23 protein-coding genes and 1 riboswitch are annotated in these 24903 nt (G+C 44.4%); of the genes, 17 read left to right on the top strand and 6 right to left on the bottom strand.

Features of this window, described 5'->3' with window-relative positions; all coding sequences use genetic code 11:
• Nucleotides 1-45 precede the first annotated feature (45 nt).
• The 3 genes from glgB to HP548_RS17210 all read left to right on the top strand — a co-directional run bounded on the left by glgB (nt 46) and on the right by HP548_RS17210 (nt 5322).
• A complete protein-coding gene (gene glgB, locus HP548_RS17220; RefSeq protein WP_281364877.1) occupies nt 46-2103 on the top strand; it encodes a 1,4-alpha-glucan branching protein GlgB in 2058 nt (685 codons plus the stop codon).
• Nucleotides 2100-3542: a glycogen synthase GlgA gene (gene glgA / locus HP548_RS17215; protein ID WP_175382354.1), complete on the top strand. Its 1443-nt coding sequence runs from the start codon at nt 2100-2102 to the stop codon at nt 3540-3542. The genes glgB and glgA overlap by 4 nt, the downstream gene beginning before the upstream one ends.
• A 73-nt stretch (nt 3543-3615) precedes the next feature.
• Complete coding sequence (locus tag HP548_RS17210; protein ID WP_175382353.1) at nt 3616-5322, top strand: right-handed parallel beta-helix repeat-containing protein; 1707 nt, start codon at nt 3616-3618, stop codon at nt 5320-5322.
• Nucleotides 5323-5413: 91 nt separating this feature from the next.
• Here HP548_RS17210 and HP548_RS17205 read toward each other — a convergent pair whose 3' ends face one another.
• Entirely contained in the window at nt 5414-7165 is a 1752-nt protein-coding gene (locus tag HP548_RS17205; RefSeq protein ID WP_076289141.1) for an alpha-glycosidase, read from the bottom strand.
• Nucleotides 7166-7411: 246 nt separating this feature from the next.
• Nucleotides 7412-8587 carry a M20 family metallopeptidase gene (locus HP548_RS17200; RefSeq protein WP_175382352.1) on the bottom strand — a complete coding sequence of 392 codons (1176 nt, stop codon included), beginning with the start codon at nt 8585-8587 and terminating at the stop codon, nt 7412-7414.
• A 257-nt stretch (nt 8588-8844) separates the two neighbouring features.
• Between HP548_RS17200 and HP548_RS17195 the strand changes: the two genes are divergently transcribed.
• From HP548_RS17195 to HP548_RS17185, 3 genes are all read left to right on the top strand, one after another.
• The gene (locus tag HP548_RS17195) at nt 8845-10233 is read left to right on the top strand and encodes an ABC transporter substrate-binding protein/permease (RefSeq protein ID WP_409347664.1); all 1389 of its coding nucleotides are present in this window, start codon (nt 8845-8847) and stop codon (nt 10231-10233) included.
• The gene (locus HP548_RS17190; RefSeq protein ID WP_076289142.1) at nt 10220-10942 is read left to right on the top strand and encodes an amino acid ABC transporter ATP-binding protein; all 723 of its coding nucleotides are present in this window, start codon (nt 10220-10222) and stop codon (nt 10940-10942) included. Before HP548_RS17195 ends, HP548_RS17190 begins: the two co-directional genes overlap by 14 nt.
• Before the next feature lie 284 nt (nt 10943-11226).
• A riboswitch (cyclic di-AMP (ydaO/yuaA leader) is annotated at nt 11227-11424 on the top strand.
• 2 nt (nt 11425-11426) lie between these two features.
• Nucleotides 11427-12095: a 3D domain-containing protein gene (locus tag HP548_RS17185; RefSeq protein ID WP_063562812.1), complete on the top strand. Its 669-nt coding sequence runs from the start codon at nt 11427-11429 to the stop codon at nt 12093-12095.
• 128 nt (nt 12096-12223) lie between these two features.
• Here HP548_RS17185 and HP548_RS17180 read toward each other — a convergent pair whose 3' ends face one another.
• The gene (locus HP548_RS17180; protein WP_099856259.1) at nt 12224-13012 is read right to left on the bottom strand and encodes a polysaccharide deacetylase family protein; all 789 of its coding nucleotides are present in this window, start codon (nt 13010-13012) and stop codon (nt 12224-12226) included.
• Between the two features lie 153 nt (nt 13013-13165).
• Between HP548_RS17180 and lpdD the strand changes: the two genes are divergently transcribed.
• From lpdD to HP548_RS17155, 5 genes are all read left to right on the top strand, one after another.
• Complete coding sequence (gene lpdD / locus HP548_RS17175; RefSeq protein ID WP_076289145.1) at nt 13166-13510, top strand: prenylated flavin chaperone LpdD; 345 nt, start codon at nt 13166-13168, stop codon at nt 13508-13510.
• A gap of 129 nt (nt 13511-13639) precedes the next feature.
• Nucleotides 13640-14311 (top strand): PspA/IM30 family protein, encoded by a 672-nt coding sequence (locus tag HP548_RS17170; RefSeq protein ID WP_024634017.1) that lies wholly within the window; start codon nt 13640-13642, stop codon nt 14309-14311.
• A gap of 96 nt (nt 14312-14407) precedes the next feature.
• Nucleotides 14408-14809, top strand: a complete 402-nt coding sequence (locus HP548_RS17165) for a DUF350 domain-containing protein (RefSeq protein ID WP_063562809.1) — start codon at nt 14408-14410, stop codon at nt 14807-14809.
• Nucleotides 14810-14832: 23 nt separating this feature from the next.
• Nucleotides 14833-15339, top strand: a complete 507-nt coding sequence (locus HP548_RS17160) for a DUF4178 domain-containing protein (protein ID WP_076289146.1) — start codon at nt 14833-14835, stop codon at nt 15337-15339.
• Between the two features lie 11 nt (nt 15340-15350).
• The gene (locus tag HP548_RS17155) at nt 15351-16097 is read left to right on the top strand and encodes a DUF4247 domain-containing protein (protein WP_175382350.1); all 747 of its coding nucleotides are present in this window, start codon (nt 15351-15353) and stop codon (nt 16095-16097) included.
• 113 nt (nt 16098-16210) lie between these two features.
• On the opposite strand, the gene HP548_RS17150 is transcribed toward HP548_RS17155, so the two are convergent.
• The gene (locus HP548_RS17150; protein WP_175382349.1) at nt 16211-16501 is read right to left on the bottom strand and encodes an HNH endonuclease; all 291 of its coding nucleotides are present in this window, start codon (nt 16499-16501) and stop codon (nt 16211-16213) included.
• Nucleotides 16502-16673: 172 nt separating this feature from the next.
• Here HP548_RS17150 and HP548_RS17145 point away from each other — a divergent pair, with 172 nt between their 5' ends.
• Nucleotides 16674-17942 carry a molybdopterin molybdotransferase MoeA gene (locus HP548_RS17145; RefSeq protein WP_175382501.1) on the top strand — a complete coding sequence of 423 codons (1269 nt, stop codon included), beginning with the start codon at nt 16674-16676 and terminating at the stop codon, nt 17940-17942.
• Between the two features lie 7 nt (nt 17943-17949).
• Nucleotides 17950-18501 (top strand): molybdopterin-guanine dinucleotide biosynthesis protein B, encoded by a 552-nt coding sequence (gene mobB / locus HP548_RS17140; RefSeq protein WP_175382348.1) that lies wholly within the window; start codon nt 17950-17952, stop codon nt 18499-18501.
• Nucleotides 18502-18685: 184 nt separating this feature from the next.
• On the opposite strand, the gene xerS is transcribed toward mobB, so the two are convergent.
• Nucleotides 18686-19792, bottom strand: coding sequence for a tyrosine recombinase XerS (xerS, locus tag HP548_RS17135; RefSeq protein ID WP_076289150.1), 1107 nt, complete (start codon nt 19790-19792; stop codon nt 18686-18688).
• A 160-nt stretch (nt 19793-19952) separates the two neighbouring features.
• Between xerS and HP548_RS17130 the strand changes: the two genes are divergently transcribed.
• Both HP548_RS17130 and HP548_RS17125 read left to right on the top strand, forming a co-directional pair.
• Entirely contained in the window at nt 19953-20441 is a 489-nt protein-coding gene (locus tag HP548_RS17130) for a GNAT family N-acetyltransferase (protein WP_076289151.1), read from the top strand.
• Nucleotides 20442-20594: 153 nt separating this feature from the next.
• Entirely contained in the window at nt 20595-21488 is an 894-nt protein-coding gene (locus tag HP548_RS17125; protein ID WP_175382347.1) for an aldo/keto reductase, read from the top strand.
• Between the two features lie 513 nt (nt 21489-22001).
• Here the strand turns inward: HP548_RS17125 and HP548_RS17120 are convergent.
• Entirely contained in the window at nt 22002-22880 is an 879-nt protein-coding gene (locus tag HP548_RS17120; protein ID WP_175382346.1) for an aminoglycoside phosphotransferase family protein, read from the bottom strand.
• A 349-nt stretch (nt 22881-23229) separates the two neighbouring features.
• Here HP548_RS17120 and HP548_RS17115 point away from each other — a divergent pair, with 349 nt between their 5' ends.
• Both HP548_RS17115 and HP548_RS17110 read left to right on the top strand, forming a co-directional pair.
• Nucleotides 23230-23505 (top strand): acyl carrier protein, encoded by a 276-nt coding sequence (locus HP548_RS17115; protein WP_064637210.1) that lies wholly within the window; start codon nt 23230-23232, stop codon nt 23503-23505.
• On the top strand, nt 23492-24883 hold the full coding sequence (locus tag HP548_RS17110; RefSeq protein WP_175382345.1) for a hypothetical protein: 1392 nt from the start codon (nt 23492-23494) through the stop codon (nt 24881-24883). Before HP548_RS17115 ends, HP548_RS17110 begins: the two co-directional genes overlap by 14 nt.
• The last annotated feature ends 20 nt before the right edge of the window (nt 24884-24903 follow it).

Raw genomic sequence — 24903 nt, 5'->3', positions numbered from 1 at the left:
CACCGCATTTTTCTTTTCAACTTGGCTAGAATGGGGTAATGGTTAATGTTATATCTATTTTCTGGAGAAGAAGGTGATCTCTTGGCCATTCAACCGTTAACAAACCCGGAAATTTCACCGGAGCACATTTATTTGTTTCATGAAGGAAACCTTCATCACAGTTATCGAATAATGGGCGCACAGCCTGCGATCGAAGATCATCGTCAGGGGTATCGTTTTACCGTGTGGGCTCCGAATGCCACAGAAGTTGGACTGGCTTTAGACCGTAATGGTTGGAAAGGTGAACAGGAACCTTTATATAAGATACCCGATTCTGGATTTTGGAGTCGTTTTATTCCGGAAATCAGTGAAGGAACTTTATACAAATTCCGTATATTAACGGAAGATGGTACTGAATTGCTTAAAGCAGACCCTTATGCTTTCCAGGCGGAAGTTCGTCCGCGTACGGCATCGGTCACCAGCTCCATTGAAGGTTACAAATGGAATGATGGCGCATGGAGACGCAAACAACGAGGCGTGTATAACAAACCTCTACATATTTATGAAATGCATGCTGGAACCTGGAAACGGAAAGAAGACGGAACTCTTTACAGTTATCGTGAACTTGCGGAATTGCTTGTTCCTTATTTATTGGAGATGAAATATACCCATGTTGAGATGATGCCCCTGAGTGAACATCCTTACGACCTTTCGTGGGGGTATCAGAACACTGGATTCTTTGCGCCAACCAGCCGTTATGGGCATCCTAAAGATCTGATGTATTTAATTGATACGCTACATCAGGCAGGTATAGGTGTATTGCTTGATTGGGTCCCCGCGCATTTTGCCAAGGATGCTCATGGCTTGCGTTTGTTTGATGGAACGCCCTTGTATGAATATGCAGATCCATTGTTAGCAGAGAGACCAGGTTGGGGCACACTTAGCTTTGACTACTCTAAACCTGAAATTCGTTCGTTTTTGATCTCGAATGCGTTGTACTGGATGGAGATGTACCATTTCGACGGACTTCGGGTCGACGCCGTAACCAGTATGCTTAAGTTGGATTTCGAAAAGCAGCCAGGTCAATACCGAACGAATAACGAAGGTGGCCTGGAAAACAAGGAAGCTGTTACTTTTTTGCAGCAGTTGAATGAAACAGTCTTCAAGTACTTTCCCTATGCGCTGATGATGGCAGAAGAATCCAGTGCATGGCCAATGGTTACTTCACCAGTAGATCAGGGTGGGCTAGGTTTCAACTACAAATGGAACATGGGTTGGATGAACGATACACTTGATTACATGGAATCCGATTTTCACGAACGTCCTTCCAAACATCATTTGCTGACATTCCCGGTCGTATACTCCTTTGCTGAAAATTACGTGCTTCCTCTGTCTCATGACGAGGTCGTTCATGGCAAAAAGTCGCTCCTAGACAAGATGCCAGGAACATACGAGCAGAAGTTTGCCGGCATGCGTGCCTTCATGGGGTACTTTATGACTTTCCCAGGCAAAAAACTGCTGTTTATGGGTGGAGAATTCGGCCAGTTTATCGAATGGAAAGATGAAGATCAACTGGACTGGTTTTTGCTGAACTACGACAGTCACCGTAAACTCCACAAGTTTGAGCGGGATCTGTCCGAGCTATACTTGGGCGAAAAAGCTTTGTGGGAGCTTGATCATTCCTTTGACGGTTATGAATGGATCACTCCGGATGATCAGGACCAAAGTGTCATTTCATATGTGCGCAAAGGAAAAAAACCTGCGGATACACTCCTTGTGCTCATTAACTTTCAGCCAGTCAAGCGGGAGCGTTACCGGATTGGTGTCATGCGTCCCGGTATGTATACCGAAGTTCTGAACAGTGATCATTCCGATTACGGCGGATCAGGCATTATCAATGATATGCAGCTTACTACTGAAAAGATTCCTTTTCATGGGCAACCACATAGTTTGGAAGTTGTTTTGCCACCGCTAAGCGTAGTTATTTTAAAAAAGAATACACGTCGGAAAACGGATGCATTGCCCCTTGAAGTTCAATCCGTCAGAGCAAAAGCCAGTACCACTAGAACCAGTAAAACCGCAGAAAGCACTACAGTTAAACCCAAAAGGAGGACGAAGGCATGAATATTCTATTTGCTGCTGCTGAAGTACATCCATTTATCAAAACAGGAGGCCTTGCTGACGTCATCGGCGCATTACCACAGGCATTAAAGAAGAGTGGGGCAGATGTTCGTGTCATTTTACCCAAATATAAGGGCATTCCGGATGAGTATAAAGAGGCAATGGAGTCTGTCATTACGACAGATGTTCCTCTTGGTTGGCGCAGACCGTATTGTGGAATAGAGATGCTTGTCCATGACGGGATTCCTGTCTACTTTGTGGACAATGAATACTATTTTGGACGGGATGGCGTGTATGGGTATATGGATGACGGGGAGCGTTTTGCCTTCTTCAATCGTGCTGTTCTCGAGGTGCTGCCGCAAATTGAGTTTAAGCCGGATGTGCTGCACAGTCACGATTGGCACGCGGGGATGATTCCTTTACTACTGGAAGCTCACTATGCTCATGATCCTTTTTACAGTGAAATGAGAACGGTTTTTACGATACATAACCTGTTATATCAAGGTGTGTTTCCACATGATTTATTCAGTGATCTGCTTGAGCTGGATGATCGGTATTTCACGGTGGATGGGGCAGAATATTATGGCAATGTCAATTTCCTGAAGGCAGGAGTCGTTTTTGCGGATCATGTAACAACTGTCAGCCCTACCTACGCCAAGGAAGTACAAACCTCCTACTATGGCTATGGTCTGGATGGATTACTCAGTTCCTTGGGCGATCGTTTCAGTGGGATTGTTAACGGTATTGATACTAAGAGTTATAACCCTGCAGCGGACAATAAAATTGCGGTTAAATACAGAACCAGCCTGTCCAAGAAAATCGAGAACAAGATCGAGCTGCAAAAGGAATTAGGATTGCCAGTACGTCCGGATGCTCCACTTATGGTGATGGTTACAAGGCTAGTGGATTCCAAAGGTTTGGATTTGGTATGTCGTGTACTGGATGAATTATTGTACTATGACGACATTCAATTCGCAGTATTGGGTACCGGGGATCCGGCTTATGAGCACTGGTTCCGTGAGGCAGCTAATCGTTATCCGCTGAAAATGTCTGCTCAGATTACCTTCAATGATGGGTTATCTCGCCGCTTCTATGCCGGCAGTGATCTGTTCTTGATGCCATCGAGGTTCGAGCCATGTGGCATTAGCCAATTGCTTGCACTCCGTTATGGCAGTGTACCACTTGTCCGGGAAACCGGGGGTCTGAACGATACGGTGCAGGCATACAATGAATTCAGCGGTGAGGGGAATGGATTCTCTTTCACCAGTTTTAACGCCCATGACATGATGAACACCATTCGCCGCGCCGAGAAGTTTTACCGTCAGCCCGAGCACTGGAAAAAGATCGTGAAAAATGCAATGAGCGGAGACTACAGCTGGAACGTCTCAGCTGAAGAGTATATGGATATTTATCGCCGAATAACGCTTGAATCTGTGAAATAGTTTTGCACAAATGAGCCGCAGTATATTTGTACTGTGGCTTTTTTGTACGATCATAAGAGGAGGCGAATTTAAAATGAACAACTACATTAATTTTACCTCTGATTACAATCCTAATTTGCAGGCTCTAAGCAGTGTCGACGGATATAATGCCGTCAAAATGAATGAAATGTTTGGCCAGATCATGGGAAATATTGCCGCTGTGCAATCCACGCTGACAGGCAGTTTTATTAATGTGAGGAGTTTTGCTCCCGGAGATGGAAGCGATCAGACAGCCCAGATCAAAGCTTTTTTTGACTCAGCACAAGAAGGTGATGTTTTATTATTTACGCCAGGGCACTATAAAGTTGTCAAGACGGGCTGGTTCTATACGTTTAGTGGAAGGTCTGTTATCATCAAAGCGTTGCCAGGCGCAATATTGGAGGTCTCCGATCAGGGAATCAGAATCGAAGGAAGCAATCATGTAGAGATAAGTGGCTTGACCTTGGTTCGTACGACTCAAGCAGCTTGGAGTAAAAGCAAGACAGGTTTATACATCGAGAATTCGAGCAATGTACTGTTGCAAAATAACGATATTAGTAAATTTACCGATGGCATTGGAGTCAATGGTTCCAGCAGTCAAGACAATCCCGCCCGAAATGTCGTCATAAGAAACAATAAACTTCATCACTTGGGAGAGGAACCGATTGCAGTTCGGAGTCATTTGGTTTTTGTGGTGATTCGTGAGAATGACTGTTATCGCTATCTTGGGGATGGCATCCTGGTCAAGGGAACATGGCATGTTTCGATCATCGATAACTTTCTACACACGCCTGTATTATCCAGTGATTCGGATTTTGCTTCTTTTTCAGGCGGACAACAAGTGAATCATATGCCTACAGTCGGTGGTGGGATTACCTGTAACAATGAGGGAGGAGAGACTGGAGCCAAAAATCTGCACATACATGGCAATAGCCTGATTGGAACAGCATTTGGTGTTGGGCTTATCGGTTTTGAAGGTGCCTTTGTAACCTCCAATGTCTTTAAGAATATCAAAATCACGTCTGTTATTTCAGTATCTTTCCTTCCCTCCCAATATAATCCCAACGATTTAAGCAACCATTTGTTTGTAATCCAGGGAAACCTGATCGACACCATCTCAAGGCCAAGTGCTACTGCTGCCATAGAAGCGAAAACCAGTACAGGTGCAGAAGGCATGGACATCGGAATTATATCAGACAACATTATTATTCCAAGAGGTAAACACTGGGGAATTGTGGCGGATGGTCATATTATCGTAAAAGGCAATTATATTGCCCAAGCGGGGATAGCAATGGATATTGCCAATGGAGTGATTGCATCGAGCAACATCATTGAGCCAGGCTTTGAGACGACCAATCCTGACCGGATGGTCAGTTTGCATAATGATTGTACCTTTTCTCACAATTCAGTTGCAGGAAAAGGCACATGTATTCAAGTTCGTGGCTCCAACAATATCGTCACTGGAAATCGTTTGAAATATGAGGGAACATGGTGGGCAGTGTATCTGGACATGGTTAATAATACGGTGGAGGGCAACATCATAAGAGATAACATGCTGATGGCTGCGGCAAGTGCGACGGGACGTTATCTCTTTGGTGCAAGTCCCTTTACAAATGGGAAAAACATAGTCGTTGATCTGGTTAAAGACAATAATGGAACGCTATATCAATTAATAAATGAAATTGTCATGCTTGGTCCAAATTCTACGCGGTGGAAAATAACCATAGATGCAAAAGGGGATTTGAAAACGACGAAGTTATAGCCTAAATTTGAGCTCTTTGTCAGAAAACTCCTGAGCATCCGATGATCATTAAAAGGTTATTCAATTCTTCAGGAGTTTTTCTGGCAAGTAGTTAGCTCGGTTCCAATTGTCTATACAAAATACGGTATCCGTAAGGATCAAGTTTAATATTCATCACTCCATTGGTGGGAACAACAGCATCTTCGGTTAGAGCATCCTTCCAGTCCTTGGTTTCCATCGGATGTGACAGTGTACGTTCTAGCGGAGTATTGTTCATCCACACCGTAAAGTGAAGAGAGTCATCCATACGTTCATAAATGATGCATGGATCATTGTGATCGGCCTTCAAAAAACGGAAGCGGCCTTTGCGAAGAGCCTCATTACTTTTCCGCAAATCAATCATCAGGCGATAGAAGTCATAAAGCTCCTTATCTTGCTTGGCAGGGTCCCATTGCATGCATTTACGGCAATCCGGATCACCTTCTCCACGTATACCAACCTCATCCCCATAGAATATACAGGGCGTACCAATATAAGTGAAAAGAAACACAACCGACAATTTTAATCTGCGTTTGTCTTCTCCGGCCCGAGTAAGCAGACGTGGGGTGTCATGACTGCACAGCATATTGAAGATGACTTCATTCGTCTGTTGCGGGTAACGCATAATGAGTGAGCCCATCTCGTTAGCGAAGTTATAACCATCCATCGAACCACAAAAGAATTCAAGCACCTTGTCAGCAAAAGGGTAGTTCATTACGGAATCAAATTGATCTCCCATAAGCCATGTCAGGGAATCACTCCATACTTCGCCTACAATATAGGCTTCCGGATTGGCGGTTTTGACTACTTTGCGGAAATCACGCCAGAAATGGTTATCCACTTCATTCGCAACATCGAGTCGCCAACCGTCTAGTTTAATCTCCTTGATCCAGTATTCAGCCACATCAAGCAAATAGTCTTTTACTTCGGGATTGGCGGTATTGAACTTGGGCATATTGCCATAAAATCCAAAGGTATCGTAGGTTGGTATACCATCCTTGATCTGCACCGGATATTCATTAATATGAAACCAGTCTGCATATTTGGAGTTTTTGCCGTTCTTCAGGACATCCTGAAAAGGAGGGAAGTCTTCGCTGCAATGGTTAAATACCGCATCCAGCATGACACGGATTCCGCGGCGATGACATTGTTCTGCTACTTTTTTGAGCATTTCATTGTCCCCGAATTGAGGGTCTACTTTTTTATAATCAACGGTATCGTATTTATGGTAAGAGTTTGCTTGGAACAGAGGGGTAAAGTAGATGGCGTTAACACCGAGTTTAGTCAGATCATCCAGGTGATTGAGAACACCTTGCAGGTCTCCGCCAAAGTAGTTATCCAGTTCAGGTCGACCGCCCCATTCCTGGGTTCCTTCCGGGTTCAGATCGGGATTACCATTGGCAAACCTTTCGGTCATGATTTGGTAGAACACGGCTTCTTTAGCCCATTCGGGAACCTTAAATACATCAATTTCATGAATGTAGGAAAATTCATAATATCCTCCTGTAGGATACGGGGGAGTATAATGAATTCCGTTATCAGCCAAATAAATATTTTCGGTACCGGCGGTTATGCGAAAGATGTAAGTCAGACGTTTGAATTTGGGCTTAACTGCAGTTTCCCAGTAATCAAACATATTGTCGGAAGCCGCTTTTTCCAATTGAATTTCCTTATAGGTTCCATTCCAATCGTATTTATCACCAGTCAGTGCAGTCACATATTGTACATCGTCTCTCTTCGTTCGTACACGCAGGTGAATCGTCGAGGGATTATAAGCATAAGCCCATTTATCGCGTGGAACGTGATACATCGCTTCGAGCAGCATGACAACACCTCCTGATCTCAAGATAAAGTTATAGCTATAAATAACCAAGTTAGACAGCATGTGAACCATTAGTTCAGCCGCTAAATGTAAAGATTTCAACATTTTTCAACGTTTTCTTTTCACAGCATTTCCAGCTTGTGTCCGTATATACGTATTTATGATAAAACAAAAAGGGCGCTCCTTAAGACCCGAAATGCAGGTCCTGCAGAACACCCTGCTGCAAATACGCAGCATTTTGCGAAAAACTTAGCGACTTGCTTGCTTAAACTCTGTTTGAATGGTTTGCAGCAGCCCAGGCTGTGTAAGAACATCATAAGCAGTTGCAGCAATTGCCTTGGCTCCAAGGATCATACCGTCCAGGGCTCGTTCCTGTAACGCCAGATCCCGGAATTCAATGGAATGAAGCGTATGAACTTCGTCCACAACACGGATATATGGGTGGATCGCAGGACAACGCAAGGATACGTTACCAATATCCATAGAACCATGGTCGTTACCACTCACGATCTCCTCTTGAGAAATACCCAGTTCAAGCAGATTAGCACTAAAAGCAGCAGATAACGATTCATTCGTGACCATCTCATCATAGGAAGTCTCATAATTAGATGTAACAAGCCGGCATCCCGTTTGCAAAGCAGAACCTTCCGCGATCTGAATTACGCGTTGAGTGAGAATATCCAACTCTTTTCTCGTCGAGGCACGTACATAGAATTGTGCTGAAGCGTAGTCAGGTATGATGTTGGCTGCCTGTCCTCCGCTATTGATAACCCCATGAATACGAACCGTGCTTTTCACTTGTTGACGGAACGCATTAATGCCATTAAACGTCTGAATTACTGCATCCAGGGCGTTAATGCCTTCATGTGGACTTGCAGCAGCATGTGAAGATTTCCCATGGAATTCAAATTGTACAGCATCAATAGCCAGGGAACTTCCAGATTTCTCATAGGCGTAATAAGGGTGCGCCATTAGTGCGACATCACAGTCATCAAACAATCCTGCTTCAGCCATAGGCACTTTGGCCCCACGCGTTTCTTCCGCTGGCGTACCGAACACTTTTAATGTTCCGCCGACTTCATCCAGTATGGACTTCAGACCTACCGCAGCTCCGAGGCTCATCATACAGATTAGATGGTGCCCACAAGCATGACCGATTTCCGGAAGTGCGTCGTATTCACATAACAGGGCAATCGTCGGACCTGGTTTGGAAGCAGCATACGTACCGATAAATGCGGTGTCCAAACCAAGGACAGGAGCTTCTACAGAAAAACCATGGTAGGCAAGTTCTTCTTTTAACCGAGCAGAAGCAAGGTATTCTTCGTTACCAAGTTCGGGATTGGCACCAATGTATGATGAAATCTCCTTAAAACGGGAAGCATATTGGTCAATAACAGTTAGTATTTGTGTTTTGGTATGTGTCATGATGGACTCCTTAAGCAAAAATGAAAATAATTCAATAATTATATCACAGTTGCGGTTATTTTTCAGAAACGGGCTGTAATCGAATCCTGTCGAAATGCATTGCATAATCATGCATTCTACTTTATAATGACTCAGGCATCAACAACAGAAAGCATACAAAGTATTATAAGGGGAGAACAGGGTTGAAATTGATTAGTCGTTACACCATGATGCTGCTAGCTTTTGTGGTCTTGCTAACTACGGTTGTACCTGTTGCGATGGCAACGGGAACTACAAGCAATTCAGGCAGTAAAAAGCTGGTGCTCGGTACAAGTGCCGATTTTGCACCATATGAATTCCATAAAGTGATTGATGGTAAAGACCAAATTGTCGGATTTGATATTTCGATTGCTAAAGAAATTGCTGCCGATCTTGGCGCAGAACTTGTAATAGAGGATATGGGTTTTGACGGACTTCTTCCTGCGTTGCAGAGTGGTCGGGTGGATATGGTCATCTCGGGAATGACGCCAACGGATGATCGTAGACAAAGCATTGACTTCTCCGATACCTATTATAAATCAAAGCAAGTCATCATGGTTCGCAATGCGGATAAAGATAAATATCCAACCATGGCTGATCTGGAAAATGAAAAAATTGGTGTCCAAAAAGGCTCCATTCAGGAAACGATTGGCCAGGGAATCCCAGGTGCAAAATTGACAGCACTTGATAAAATATCTGATATCGTACTGCAATTGCAGACCAATCGTGTAAATGCTGCAATCGTTGAGGATACAGTAGCTGCCGGTTACCTGGATGACGTGATTGGATTAGCTCCAGCTATTCCGGATGAAGAGCAGGCCGAAGCGGCAATCGGGATTCGTAAGGGAAATACGGAATTGCTGAGTGCAGTGAACGGAACGCTCGAGCGTCTGAAAAGCGAAAATAAAATCGATCAGATGGTTACTGAAGCAAGCAAGTTGATGGCAGACAAGGTGAAAAAAGACCAAAACATTTTCCAAGTGTTCTGGCAGTACAAAAGCTTTTATGCAACAGGTGTGGGCTACACCCTCTTACTGTCTGCACTCGGTGTAATCTTCGGGGTAATTATCGGTTTGATCATTTGTTTGTTCCGTCTGCATGACGTTTCCATTCTGCGTTGGATCGGAACAGCTTACGTTGAAGTTATTCGTGGTACACCAATGCTGGTTCAGTTGATGATTATCTATTACGGTCTTGCTCTAACGTTGGGGATTAATTTCACGCCACTTCAGGCGGGGATTATCACACTATCCATTAATAGTGGTGCCTATCTTGCCGAGATTTTCCGTGCTGGTATACAGGGTGTGGATCGAGGCCAGTTGGAAGCAGCTCGTTCCCTGGGAATGGGTAGAGGTGCGGCCATGCGCTTCATTGTGCTTCCACAAGCGTTCAAAGCGGTGTTGCCGGCGATCGGTAATGAGTTCGTGACCATTATCAAGGAATCCTCCATCATCTCGGTTATTGGTATGGTGGACATTATGTACCAGGCAAGTGTAGTCAAAAACATTACGTACCAAGGAATGAATCCATTCCTGATTGCAGCGGCCATTTACTTTGTGCTGACGTTCATTTTGTCCAAGCTGCTGGGTCGACTGGAAAGGAAGTTGAGTGCAAGTGATAGACGTTAGACAATTACACAAATCATATGGAAATAACGATGTGCTCAAGGGCATTAATGTAACAATTGGCAAAGGCGAGGTTGTCGTGGTCATCGGTCCGTCCGGATCGGGGAAAAGTACATTTTTGCGCTGTTTGAACCTGCTGGAGCAGCCGACTTCAGGCGAAATTAATTTTGAAGGTGTATCGATCACTGACCCCAAACATAACATTAATGCAACACGTGAAAAAATGGGGATGGTATTCCAGCATTTCAATCTGTTTCCGCACAAAACGGTGCAACAGAATATTACGATTGCTCCCATTAAAGTGAAAAAACAATCTGCACACGAAGCGGAACAAATCTGCTCAGATTTGCTCAAGACGGTTGGCCTATCTGACAAAAAAGACGCTTATCCAAATCAGCTGTCCGGTGGACAGAAACAACGGATCGCTATTGCAAGAGCGCTTGCGATGCAGCCGCATGTCATGCTGTTTGACGAGCCTACTTCAGCACTGGACCCTGAAATGGTCGGTGAAGTACTGGATGTCATGAAGCGGCTTGCAGAGGGCGGCATGACTATGGTTATTGTAACCCATGAGATGGGCTTCGCACGCGAAGTAGGAGACCGTATCCTGTTCATGGATGGTGGGGTTATTGTAGAAGAAGGAACGCCTGCTGAAGTGTTTGGCGAGCCCAAGCATGCACGTACACGTGACTTCCTCGCTAAAGTGCTCTAATACCATCCAATAATAAGGATGAAGATCAAGATGAAAATGCAAAATCTATACTTTGGATGAGAATTTCATCCCCTCAACAATCCCTGTCGACGAACCGTCGGCAGGGATTGTTTTTTTATGTAAGGATACGCACGGAATTACATAAAAAGTAACGTTTCTGTCATCAATGATTAAAGCTCAAATAGACATTTATTTGAAAAAACGGCTTGAATTCAGCCTAAATATTGAAGTGAATTAGCCAGATGGTAACATTTACTACGACCCTTGGTTACAAAATTGTGATATATTTGTTCCTGCCGAAACTTCCGGAGTTGGGAGTGTGGGGGATGTAACGATGCAGAGTGTGCTAGGGGAAGAATTATTTGCACACGGCTTGGGGTGAATTAGGGCTACATAAATTCTTAAATGTAATTGAACCTATAGGGTGGTTTCCTCCATCCGAATCCGACAACTAACTTCGCAGGCATAATGAGGGAGGAAGACCATGATTAACAAGAAACGTATAGCCAAAACAGCAACAGCTTTGCTGACAGCAGCAATGCTCATTCAGGCCGTTCCGGCTCATGCTGATTCAGTTCATGTGGCCAAAGAGGGGGATACCTTCTACACCTTATCCAAACAATATGGAGTTGGACTTAACGCTCTTATTAAAGCTAATAATGACATTTCAGCTTACAACATTTATGGTGGTTTGAAAATTACGATCCCTGGTAAAACAACAAACACAGCTTCTGCTGCAGCAGCAAAAACGGAGGCCAAAACGGTAACTGCCGCAAGCCTTGACGTTAATGCAGATAGTAAAGTTGTACAAGCCTGGGGAAAAACGTTTGATTACAGCAAAGCTGTCGACGTCAAAGCAACAGCATACTCCGCTGATGCTTCCGAAAATGGAGGATGGGGTGCTGTGGATTACTTCGGTAATCCGCTTGAATTGGGTACCATTGCAGTAGACCCAAGTATCATTCCATTGGGTACAAAGGTACTGGTGACAGGTCATACACATCCAGGACTGCCAAAACAGGCATTTGTCGCTACGGCTCGTGATGTGGGCAGTGCCATTAAAGGACACAAGATCGATATCTTTATTCCTGGCAGCAAGCAATCCGTGAGCACATTTGGTATTCAGGATGTTGAACTTTACATTTTGAAATAAAATCAAAGCGAGCTGCACATCATCATATGTGACTCCAACTTAATCTAAATTAAACAATAAAGGGTGTTCTCCAATCACAATAATGTGATTGAAGAACACCCTTTTGAATATCCATTGCCGTATCAAATCTATTTACCCTTTGGCAGTTCCAGCATTTCGTCCAAAGTCACCAGCTCGTACCCGCGGTTTCGCAATTCTTCAATAACTTCAGGCAACGCCTCGATCGTACCACTCAGCTTCGATCCTACACCGCCTCCTGCATGCTGCAGAACAATGGAACCTGGTTTGACGGCGGACAGGATGTTTTGTTTGACTTCCTCTTTGGAGAGGCCCTTCCAGTCCAGAGAATCAACATTCCAGTTCACGATGCTGTAATGTTGCTTGGCTGCCCATTGGAGCTGTTGCTCGTTAATGTCACCATAGGGTGGACGAATCATTTTGGGAGTGTAACCCGCTAGATTTCGAATAATATCCCCGGTATGTAAGATTTGTTTGCGAAATGCATTCATGGTTAGCTTGCTGAATTCCGGGTGATTGTAGCTGTGATTGCCCACAATATGCCCTTCTTTTATCATACGTTTCACCAGATCCGGATGTTTCTCAGCGCGATTTCCTACAATGAAAAACGTAGCCCGCACCTTGTATTTTTTAAGAATATCCAGCACCTGCGGTGTGAACCGTGGATCAGGAACATCATCAAAAGTCAGAGCGACCTTTTTTGTTGAGGGGCCATTGGTTTTGAACGTATCCGCATATTTCTGTCTGAGTTGTCCTAGAGTCAACTGTTCTTCTTCAGGAGAATCAGACTTCGAAGCAGGTTCGGTTTGCGGGCTTGAAGAAGCCCATAACTGAGCAGGAGTATAACTTCCTCCCAGAAGAATGACCATGATGGATAACATGATGAGGCGTATACGCATGTTCGTGCCTCCTTTTCCCAAATTGCGTTCTCTTTGGTATGCCCGGGGCCATCCGTATTTATGCATGATGTGAGATGTTTCACTGCTGATTCATTAAATCGGAGCCATAATTCCACCATACATATACATATTGAAAAGGACAGGTGGAGCAAAATGAGTACATACGATTTAAACTCCGTTCGTTTACAGGTGATTGAGGCAGGGGAAGACAAAGTGTTTATGGTAACTGGAGGAAGATCACATATTGGAGCAGTAGCCACATTTTATCCAGACCGTGAACGAGTGAGTGGGGCTACGGTGCATATTCCAGGGCATAAAGAACAAGAGTTGTGTGAGAGACTGGCACGTAAGGCTGCCCTTCATTTAAAGGTAACCGTTACCGTAATAATGGGAATTCACTTTGATGAAATTACGCGGATGCAGATTGATGAGATTGTGCAGACTGCAGAGAAGCTGCTTGATGAAGAGCTGTGCCAAACGGGTCGATTGATTCAATAGTTCCATTTAGGCTAAGCACGCTAAAATCGTTTTTTATGATTTTTTTTGTTAAAATTGAAACGAGTAGAACATTGCCACGTATGTATGATTATATACAAGGATGAACTATCGACTAGGAGGAATACCATAATGTCCATTTTCAAACGATTGCGCGATTTAACGATGTCTAACATTAACTCTATTATTGACAAGGCAGAAGATCCGATCAAAATGACGGATCAATATATCCGGGATATGCAGGAAGATCTGGAAGATGCGGAGAAAGCTGTTGCTGCACAAATCGCCATTGAGAAGAAATTCAAGCAGCTGTTTGAAGAACAGGAAGCTCTCGTGAAGAAACGTGAGGAGCAAGCACATACAGCAGCGCGTGCACAGAATATGGATTTGGCTCGTCGGGCATTGGAAGAGAAGAAGGTCGCTGAAGAGAAGATGGCCGAGTACAAAACAAGCTATGATCAAAACAAGGCTTCTGCCGATAACCTTCGTGGCAAGCTGGACGAAATGCGCAAACAATTGACGCAAATGAAAAACAAACGTGAAACATTGGTTGCGCGCTACAACGCTGCAAAAGCTCAAACTGAAATCAACAAGGCGCTGAACGGATTTGGCTCCGACACTGCAAGTGCCGGCATGAAGCGCATGGAAGAAAAAATGATGCAGATGGAAGCACAGGCCGAAGCCAGCAATGAGATGTCGTCCAAAGGAAAATCGCTGGATGATGAGTTCGAGAAGCTGGGCAAAGATCAGGCTGTTGAGGATGAACTGGCAGCACTGATGAAGCAATACGAAAATAAGAACTAAAACCTTGTAAGCAAGCAGGGGCACCAGCGGAGGAGAGACCAGCGTTTCTCCTTCGCTTTTAATTGCGGTTCATGTTGAGATGTGGGGGCTATGTAAATGGATTTGAACATTTTGGCAATGCTGGTCTGGACGTTATCGGGTTCGGTTTTGCTGTTTGTCTTAATGTATGTGGATTCTTTGTTCACGAAGTATAAGGATTTTGCCGAAGTGAAGGCGGGCAATATGGCCGTTACAACACGTATGGTTATGAAGCTGTTTGCTCAGGGATATGTACTCGCCACCTCCATTTCGACAGCGGGTCATCTTGGAGAAGCGTTGTTGGTATCCGTTGTTTCATTTATCATTTTGCTGATTCTGGAGAGTGTGGTTCACTTTATGATTCGGAGATGGGCCAACCTGGATCTGGATACGGGAATACAGCAGGGCAAGACTGGTTATGGTTTGTTCTCAGGTGCACTACATATCGTGGGCGCATTAATTATTGCAGCTTGTTTATAAGATAAAGAACAGGAGTAATGGGTATGAGTGTGTGGAAACGGATTAAAGGGATAATAGCCAAACCTGAACCGCCTAAGGTAGAGAAAACAATGCTTCAGCTGGCACCTGGTGATATCTGTGAAGTTTCGCTGGTCACCTATGAAGTTGTTGGGCGGGTACATCATCGAGCGCGAAATGCAGCTGTACTCACGTTGCAGGATGGTACGGCAATCCGACATTTGCATATTGAAGAACGGGAAATGACCCGGTATGCCCTCTATACACCAATTGATGGCCGTCTCGATGCACCAGACGAGGTGCCTACGTTGCTGGATCTGGATGGACGTGCGTATCATTTGGAGGAAGAATACGGAGGAATGGTAACCACTGCAGGCAGGACACCCTATGGTCAGGCTGGGGAACAATTAGTATGGCAATATCAGTCTGATGATAACATGCTTTTGCGTGTGGAGTGGCAAGACAGAAGATTTACGCTGTATGAAGGTGAGTCCATTCTTCCTGCGGATATCAAAGTGATTCGTTCGAGCTAGGAGAGGTTCCAATGAAAAAGCGCTTGGCACATGCATTAAAGTTAATGCTGATCCTCAGCCTTATGATGTCGCTGCTGTCCGCGTGCGGAGCACCATCCGTTCAGGACACATATCCGCTTGAATCGGTCAGCGGCAGTGGTAATACGACATCCTATGTTTACCGAGCTGCCGATCGTACCGTTCCAGAGGTTGCTCAGGATTTATCTGAACAGCGGAAGCCGGATCAGATCTCGGCGGAAAATACAGAGCGGATGTTCCTGGTGTATCAGGACCAGTATTATCATTTGCAGCAAGACCCGAATAAAGCGGAAGACACCTTGGTTGAGGTGGATTCAAAGGAATATGTTCGGCAGAATTATGATTCGTCCTTTTTGCAAGGTTATTTAACCGCAACATTAATCGGTAATTTGTTTGATTCGTTCGGGGGTAGAGGGTCCGGTACGTATCGGGGCTATACGAACAAGGACACGTACAAACCAAGAGAAGGTTCCTATCGGACACCGACGAGCAGCGATAAAAAGGTTGCGCCGCCCATTACCGTTGACCGGAAAGGGTCGATTACCCGTCGTGGCAGCGATAAGGATTCAAGCGTAGGCTCCGGTGGAGGATTATTCAGCCGGAATAAGGAACAAAGCAAAGGCACAATTGATCGTAATAAAAGTAGTGGCGGCCTTGGAGGATTATTTGATTCACCGAAGAGTTCCTATAAAAAACCCAAAACGAGGGTTGGCGGCGGCCGAATCATGAGGCGTAGGTAGCACTCCTCATGAATGGGGCCCGCAATATTAAAGCATTAGCAGAAGAACAGTGAAAAGGTAAGGTGGAGAGAGCTATGCCACTGAACATGACCTTGGACGCTGTTCTTTTTGTTTTACGATTTGCGGACATGATGGGACTTTCGAACACGAGGAATGGTTGTGGCAGGTTGTTTGCGAATCCAGCGGATATAAGGAGCGATGCGCTCATCTTTCCTTAGAGTCTGTATCTCAGTTAAACCTAAGGTAATAATATCGCGATTGGTATACAGAGAATGAATCTGTTTGTGGCAAGGGATACAAATATCTGCAGTAGGCATATGTGTTCCGCCCATTTCTTTCGGTGTCAGGTGATGGACTGTTGTCTCGACAGGCTCCCTTCCACATAATTCGCATCGTTGGTTCATAAAGGTCAGCTCCTTTTCTCTTACATATTATGGTCTGTCCATTCGTCTTTCATGTGAATGATATGTTGGAGAGTACTTGTCATGACCTAGCTTTCGGGCTACACTTTTTAATATGAACAAATGATCCAGGGAGGTTCTATCACCATTGAAAATAAATTCACATTCAACGGATATGACGACTGCGAAATTTATCCGTAAAGCTATACAAGTACCGGATGCGCAGGCGAAAGTTGCTGCTCATGTCAGTTCGGGTTCAATAGAAAAAGTAACACTTGAGCAAGCACATGGTCGAACGCTTGCTGAGACGATTCATGCTCCCCATCCTTACCCATTCTTTCGTCGTTCCGGAATGGATGGGTTCGCGATTCTAAGTTCGGATACGATTGAAGCATCCAGCGAGCAGCAGATTTGGCTCCGTATCATTGATGAAATTCCATGCGGGTATACATCGGATCTTACGATTACATCGGGTACAGCTGCTCGGATCATGACAGGAGCTCAGGTACCGGAAGGTGCAGATGCTGTTGTTATGATGGAGATGACTGAAAGTAAAGAAGAGCATGGGGAACAATGGATTGCTCTGAAGCGCCATATTCAGCCTGATGCTAACATTACGCCAATTGGATTGGAAGTTCATGAGGGCCAATTACTGCTGGAAGCAGGAACAATTATTCAGGCAGGTGAACAATCCGTGCTGGCGACATTCGGCGTAGGTCAAGTGCCTGTATACAAACGCCCCAAGGTAGCCATTTTTGCAACAGGTACAGAGTTGTTGGAAGTGGACGAGCCATTGCAACCCGGGCGTATTCGGAACAGTAACAGTTATATGCTTCGGTCTCTGGTCGTTGAAGCGGGTGGCGAGCCGGTTATGTATGGTTCGATTGCAGATGATGTGGATACCGCACGTACGAAGCTTACAGAAGCGCTTGAACATAATGATATGGTGGTCACAACAGGTGGAGTATCGGTTGGAGATTATGACATTATGGGGGACTTGGTTCGGGAAGGGAATATGGAGATGCTGTTTAACAAAGTGACCATGCGTCCCGGCAGTGTTACGACGGCTGCAGTGGTTAATGACAAGCTGCTATTTGCACTTTCGGGCAATCCGGGGGCTTGTTTTGTCGGCTTTGAGTTGTTTGTTCGGCCAACAATTCGTTCGATGCAGGCTGATGCTCATCCATATTTGGAAGAATGGACAGCCATATTGGATGATGACTATACAAAGGTCAACAATTTCACGCGCTTTGTACGCGGACGGACAGAGATACGTAACGGAATGGTATATGCTAAACCTTCTGCCTCGCGTGTGGACGAATCCAGTGTCATGATTACTATTAAAGATAGCGATTGTCTGATCGTTGTTCCGCCCGAGAAAAAAGGCATTCCTGCGGGGGAACAGGTTCGAATTCTCAGACTCCCCACAGGTCATGTCAGGTAGGTCATACATGTCTGAAATAAGAAGTACTTCACCACATATCATACAGATTGTTGGATATAAAAACTCAGGCAAAAGCACTTTAATTGCTGCGCTTACCCGGTACCTTACCTCTGCTGGACGAAGAGTGGCTGTAATAAAACATGATGGACATGATCATTTTGAGATGGATCACGAAGGAACCGATTCCTACAGCTTTGCTCAAGCAGGGGCCGATGCAATCGTTGTTATGTCGGAGAAACGTACTGCACTCATTGAAAGACAAGCGACGCCGTTGGAAAACATGATAAAATATCTGTCTGCCTACGACTGGATTCTCATTGAGGGATACAAACTAGCACCATATCCCAAATTGATCATGGTCCGTGAAGAGAAAGATCTTTCTCTAATAGAGACGTTACAGGATGTAATCGGGATCGTTTCATGGCTGGATCTGGAGCATGACAAGAGAGAATGTATGGAGGATAGTGAGGGCCTCGTTTGGCATTCTGTTCATGAGGCAGAGGATATAGCAAGATGGCTGGTTTCGCGTGAATGTCATGAAGAGAAAAGAAAATTATGACGAAATAATTATTATGTAAACTGAATGATATGAAATGTAAGGAAAAGAGTGTGTTTTCATTAATCTTGCGAAGCCATAGATATGAAGAAGCGATCCTTACAGGACATCCTCCTGGAAGAATCGCTTTTTAAGTTACATTTTAATGAGCTAATGAATCGAATTTATGCTGAACTGCATAAATAGGCTAGATCCCATCATCTGTACGACGTTCAATTGCTTCAGACATCGTTTTATCTGTGAGGTGCGCGTAAATTTCGGTTGTTTCTGTAGAAGCGTGTCCAAGCTGTTCTTTTGTTTTATAGATATCATTTTGCAGATAATAGTCGGTTGCAAAGGAATGGCGCAATTTATGCACAGTCAGATACGGCTTGCCGAATTGTTTGGCGTACTTCATGATCATGGCTTGTATGGCCCGTTTGGTCATCCGACTTCCTTCGGAATCTCCATTGCGAAGAGCGATAAACAAGCCTTTTTCCCGTTTGGGTGTGCGGTAACGTGACTGGCGCAGATTGATATAAGTTGCGAGTTCATCTTTGGCTTGTTCTCTAAAATACACGGGCGTCTTAAACGTCTCATCATTATTACCTTTTCGATATACATACAGCAGCTTATTGTTGAGATCCAGATCATCCACGTTCAGGTTCACCACTTCAGATACACGCAAACCCGAATTCAGAATGAGGCTGGCAATGCAGGCATCCCGTTCTTTGTTTAGCTCGTGTGAGTAGATCGCCTGTTTGTTCTTTTCCATATCCACGGCGTATCCTTCAAGGATGTATCCGATAAATTCCAGTAACTCTTCTTCTTCCAGAAGTTTACCCTTTAATTTGGCTGCTGTATCTTTGGGTTTATGGGTACGTTTGATCTCAATCTTCGCCATAATGTTTCGTTTCAGCAGTGGATAGAAATCTTCGTCTTCCGCAATCTGACTTAAATAATGAAAGAGCGAACGAAGGGAAGAAAGCTTGCGGGATACCGTGATTCTGGAGTTGGCTCCTTCGCGCTTGGTGGCCAGAAATAATCGATAAGATGTTACTGATTCCATTCGAAGGACTTCCAGTTCAAGCAATGTAACTTCCTTATTGGAGCTTGCTTCGGATAATCCTTCCGCTCGTAACCAGCCAAAGAAGGCTTCATAATCCCTTAAATATTCAAGCAAAGTTGAAGGAGATAAATCAGGTAATTTATAGTCAATGAATTGCTGAACGAACCAAGGCATGGAAGGCAGTTTGTCATCCAGCTTGCGTCGGTCAATCTCTTTTTGCACATTGGTCAAGTTCGGCACCCCCATGTTAAAATAATTTCTAAAATATGCTATATCCTAGTTTACCATATTTAGATCGTCACAGCCTGTTCACGGAACCGGAATAACACACATCTATGCTTCCTTGCCCTTGGCGGTGTAAAGCTTTAAAGTATGAGTTATAAGTAGAGCAGAGGAGGTGAACCGGATGAATATAAAAATAGAGCTGGTTCCCCGGGAACGCAGTCAGGTGATTAGGCACTTAATGCAATTTTATCTGTATGATTTTACTAAATATTTGAATATTGATGTGGATAGTAACGGTATTTTCCCGGAGTATCCCGGATTGGACGCTTTTTGGTCAGAGGAAGACCGTAAGTTTCCTTTTTTGATTACAAGTGATGAGGCACCAGCAGGGTTTGCGTTAGTAGAGCGTTGTGAACCAGGCAGCAAGGATAATGACTACTATTTGACTGAGTTTTTTGTAATGCAGAAATACCGGCGTAGTGGAGTGGGTACCCGGGCAGCTTATGAGCTGTTTGAACGTTTTCCGGGAAGGTGGAAAGTAACCCAGGTTCGCAACAATGTCATTGCTCAGGCATTCTGGCGAAAAATCATAGGGGAATATACGGGAGGCCGCTTCCGTGAGAAATTTCATCCTGAACTGGGGAACCCGAGTCAGTTCTTCGTAACCTGATTCAACGGATGTATCCGTGTTGGAGGAAATAAAGTAAGATGAACAAGTGGGTGTAATACCCAACAAAAGGGTAATACATACCGAAGACTAATTTGTACTATATGTACATTCATTATCTGTACCCAAATTCACGAAGCTTGGAGGAAATGATCCATGGAACTGCGTAATTACGGAAACACTGGCATGAAAGTAAGTACACTTGGGTTTGGTGGAGCGGAGATCGGCAAGAACGTATCCAAAGCAGATGTAGAAACATTGCTTAACAGTGCGTTGGATGCAGGGTTAAACGTCATTGACACGGCTGAATGTTATGGGGATAGTGAAGAGTTAATTGGAGATGTGCTATCACATCGCAGAGACGATTATTATTTGTTTACCAAATGTGGACATGCCGCTGGGGTAGATGGCCCAGATTGGGACGCCAAAGTATTAGAGCAAACGATTGACCGTAGTCTTCGACGACTAAAAACGGAATACGTTGATGTAATCCATCTTCATAGTTGCTCTGAAGAAGTACTTCGGCAAGGAGCGGTCATTGAAGTGCTGCAACGAGCCAAGGAAGCTGGGAAAACAAGATTTATTGGATATAGTGGCGATACGATAGATGCACTTTATGCGATTCAGACAGGTGTGTTCGACAGCTTGGAAACCTCGCTGAACATTGCTGATCAGGAAGCCATCGATCTGACGTTGCCAGAAGCGAGAAAGAGAAATATGGGGGTTATTGCCAAACATCCCATTGCCAATGCGGCATGGACGTATGACTCGCTTGCGGAAGAAGCATATCCCTTTGTATACTGGAAGCGCTTGAATGAACTTGGTTATGGTTTTCTGGGCGAAGATGCACAAGCAGCCGTTGAAACGGCATTACGTTTTACGCTCAGTACAGAATGGGTAGACACGGCGATTGTGGGTACAGCCAAACCTAATCGTTGGCAGCAAAATGCGGATCTTGTCGCCAAAGGAGCTCTGAGTAAGGAGTTATATGACGAGATTAGAGAACGTTGGAAAGAAATAGCGGGAGCTGATTGGACTGGACGAACTTGATTTTTTCAGCTTTCAGCTATAAAAATAGCATGATAACTACAAAGTCGCCTTAAAGGCGGCTTTTTTATTGGCAACAACCTTATATTTTCACTATATGAAAAATTCACAATAAGAAGAGCGTACTGGCTATGTCCATAGGGAGGGGGTGCTTTCGCCAGATTTCCATCCAAGAATTAAAGGGGAATTTAATCGTGTAGCTTCAAATGTTAACTCACGGCACCTTGTCTTCGTACACTATATTATTATTTCAGTATATGAAAAATTTACAATAGTAAGATCAGTTTACGCTCCCCAGTTCATATCTGCATCTCCACTGCATCATCACCCCAGCTCGTTATAACGAACTGCTTTATCCTAAGCTCAATGTCAACACTGATTTGTGATTAACATTGCAAGATTTAGAATTGAAATGGGATGGCTAAAATAAAACGCAAAACAAATCTTCGGATAAGCAGAAAGAAATCCCTACGCGCGGCTGTACGTCCAGCGTAGGGATTTGGTTGGCTCATATGCTTAGAGCGATTTATAGTCACGAATAATGACATCTATGACATGCTTTCCCCAGTTCGAGGCTTCGGAGCCTGGTTCATTCCAATCGTAGGAGATGAGTGCTTTCCACAAAGCCCAGCCACGGGCACGATCAACCGTATCTTGGTCAACATTCATGCAGCTTAGAAAAATTTCGCGACTTACATCATCAAAAAAGTTCCAGGCTATCACAAGATCACTAGAAGGGTCGCCCACACCCATAGTTCCAAAATCAATAACCCCGCATAATCGTCCATCTTGCACGAGCAGATTACCTACTGCAAAATCACCATGGATCCATAACGGTGCAGTTTGATATTTCGTTGCCAGGGCAAGCTCCCATATTTCAGTCATGAGCTTTGGATCGTATTCGCTGGATACCTTTTCAATGACGGTTCTTGTATCTGTATCGTAAACCGCTAAGTCCCCGCCGCGATGAAAATTTTGAATGCCTGCGGGTATTCCTTGACTAGCATCAATGGCTTCGAGTTCCCTCAGAAATTTAGCGAGGTCTTCGGCAAAAACGCTTAGGTCGAGTACGTTGGTATGCGTGACAGTCTCACCTGCAATCCATTGGTTGATCGACCAGGGAAGGGGATAGTCGTCCGAAGGTTCACCTTTTGCAATGGGAGCTGGAATGGGCCAGGATAGTTGAGGCTTGAAAACTGGAAGCCACTTCAGTTCTTTTTCTACAGCAGAGGCGTAACGTTCGTGACTTGGTAAACGAATCGTCATTTCGTCACCCAATCGATAGGTGCGGTTATCGTGCCCGCTTTTTTCTACGGGTGTTATCGTTAAGCCTTTCCACTTCGGAAATTGACTATCAATTAATTGACGTACCAATTCAATCGTAATTTCAATCATGTTCTCGCCTCATTTTCTATTAAATGGGTGGCTTTTAACGTTAGTACATAAATTTTAACAATTTGTCTTGATCTTATCAAAGGGAGAAAATCGTTCAAAACAAAATGAGAAGGGTCGACCCGGAAAAACCCTTATAAATAACGATTTTTTAGTTGGTAGTAGCCATGTTATGAGTAGAATATCAGAGGTTTTTATCCCTTGACATAAAATGTCATTATAAAGATAATAATTGTAACTTTGGAAGAGGAAGGAGAAATAAAAACCAAATTCAGGTTTGATTTGAATGCATATGTAAGCGTAATAATTTCGGTTGTGCCTCACACAATGTTCACTTTAAAGGAGTGTAGTCATGTACGATAAAATCGTAGATATTTTGTGCGCTATTAAAGAAGACCAACCGGAACTACGCCAATCCTTGTCCCCAGCAACGGAACTGAATAACGATATTGGTCTCGATTCTCTGCAAATGATCCAGTTTATGCTCAAAGTCGAGGATCAGTTAAACGTAATCATTGACTATGACGAATTCGATTATGAACATCTCCAGTCTATCGATACATTTATTACCTTTCTAAAAAGCTGCCAGTCTCAAGAGCAATCATTGTACGAAGATGTCCAGAAGTGAGGCCAGAGTAATTCCAACGATCGTTATGGGGACGTTTGATCCGGAAACGCGATGGAGGGATCCGGACTTAGCCAAGCTACCTGCTATGCCTGATAAGGACAGGGAATCCATTGTCCTATGTATGGACGAGCTGTTATTTCCATTTTGCGGACCTGACGATATCCTCTACACCCGCTGCAAAATCGATCCAAAGCTGTACGAGTATCTGAACGGGTTAGGTTTTTCCTTTCATAGCCATTACAACTTTGATTTGAACGATGAACAGAGTTCCTTACCCGAACCGGACGTTTTCAAGCAGTGCATGTTCAGTCTTGCTTCAGATGATCAACAGCGTGAAGTGATGTTGACCCACAACGAAAAACAGCTCTCTCCTTATGCCATTACGGCTGATACGGAGGAGTACCTACGTGCCGAAGGATCGTTGGGTTCTTTGCCCAACCATGAGACGGTTAAGTATGTAAATTCCAAATTTTACTCCAACCGAATCCTGACCAGGATCGGAGAGAAGTGTTATGGCACGGAAGTGAACAGTGTAGGAGAAGTGCAGGCTGTCGGAAATACACTGCTGAAGCGAGGGGCGTATTTGCTTAAAGATCCATTCGGTGTTTCCGGCAAGGGCAACATGCTCATTGAAAATGAAGCCATGCAACGAAGGATAGCTAAGCACCTGGACAAGCAGGAGAGCAGAGGATTTCGCTCGCAATTCCTGCTGGAACCACTACTGAGAAAAGAGATCGATTTCAGCTCACATTGGTTTATTCATAAGAGCGGGGAGAGAGATTTCATTTCCGTTCAGCGAATGATAAATCAGCAGCAGAATTACGGCGGTTCTATTAGAGCAGATGAGGCTTTGCTCCTTCTGCTGGAGAACGCAGGTTATTTTGATACGATGGAAAAGGCACTTCGGATATTATTCGAGGATGGATACCATGGCTTCGTGTGCTTCGACTCCATGATTCTGGAGGACGGCGATATTGTACCCATTGTTGAGATCAACGCCCGCAAGTCCATGGGCCTTATTAATGCTTATCTCGATAAAGGCTGGAAAACGTACGGCCATAGCGGCCTACTTACCTTCCTTTCTCTCGGCCTACCTGAAGGCTTCACGTTCGGAAAGTTGCTCGACGCTTTGCATGTATCCGGTCTTCTATTCAAAGGGAAAGATGAGTACGGAATTATGCCTATTTCATCTAACACCGTAATGGTGAATGAAATTCTGACCTCTCGACGTATTTCCGCGGGAATCCAGAGTCATCGGGGTATGCCGAAGGGACGATTGTATATCTCGGTCGTGGGCCGTAATGACGAACATCGCAGTGAACTGATCGTGAGTCTGAGGCAGGTACTCGCTGACTTGTCCATTAAGGTGTACAACTAATTCTGGAATGCGGAGGCTGC

Origin of the sequence: Paenibacillus taichungensis (assembly GCF_013359905.1) — a bacterium.
Classification (GTDB): domain Bacteria; phylum Bacillota; class Bacilli; order Paenibacillales; family Paenibacillaceae; genus Paenibacillus; species Paenibacillus taichungensis.
This window is presented reverse-complemented; position numbering and strand designations above follow the sequence as displayed.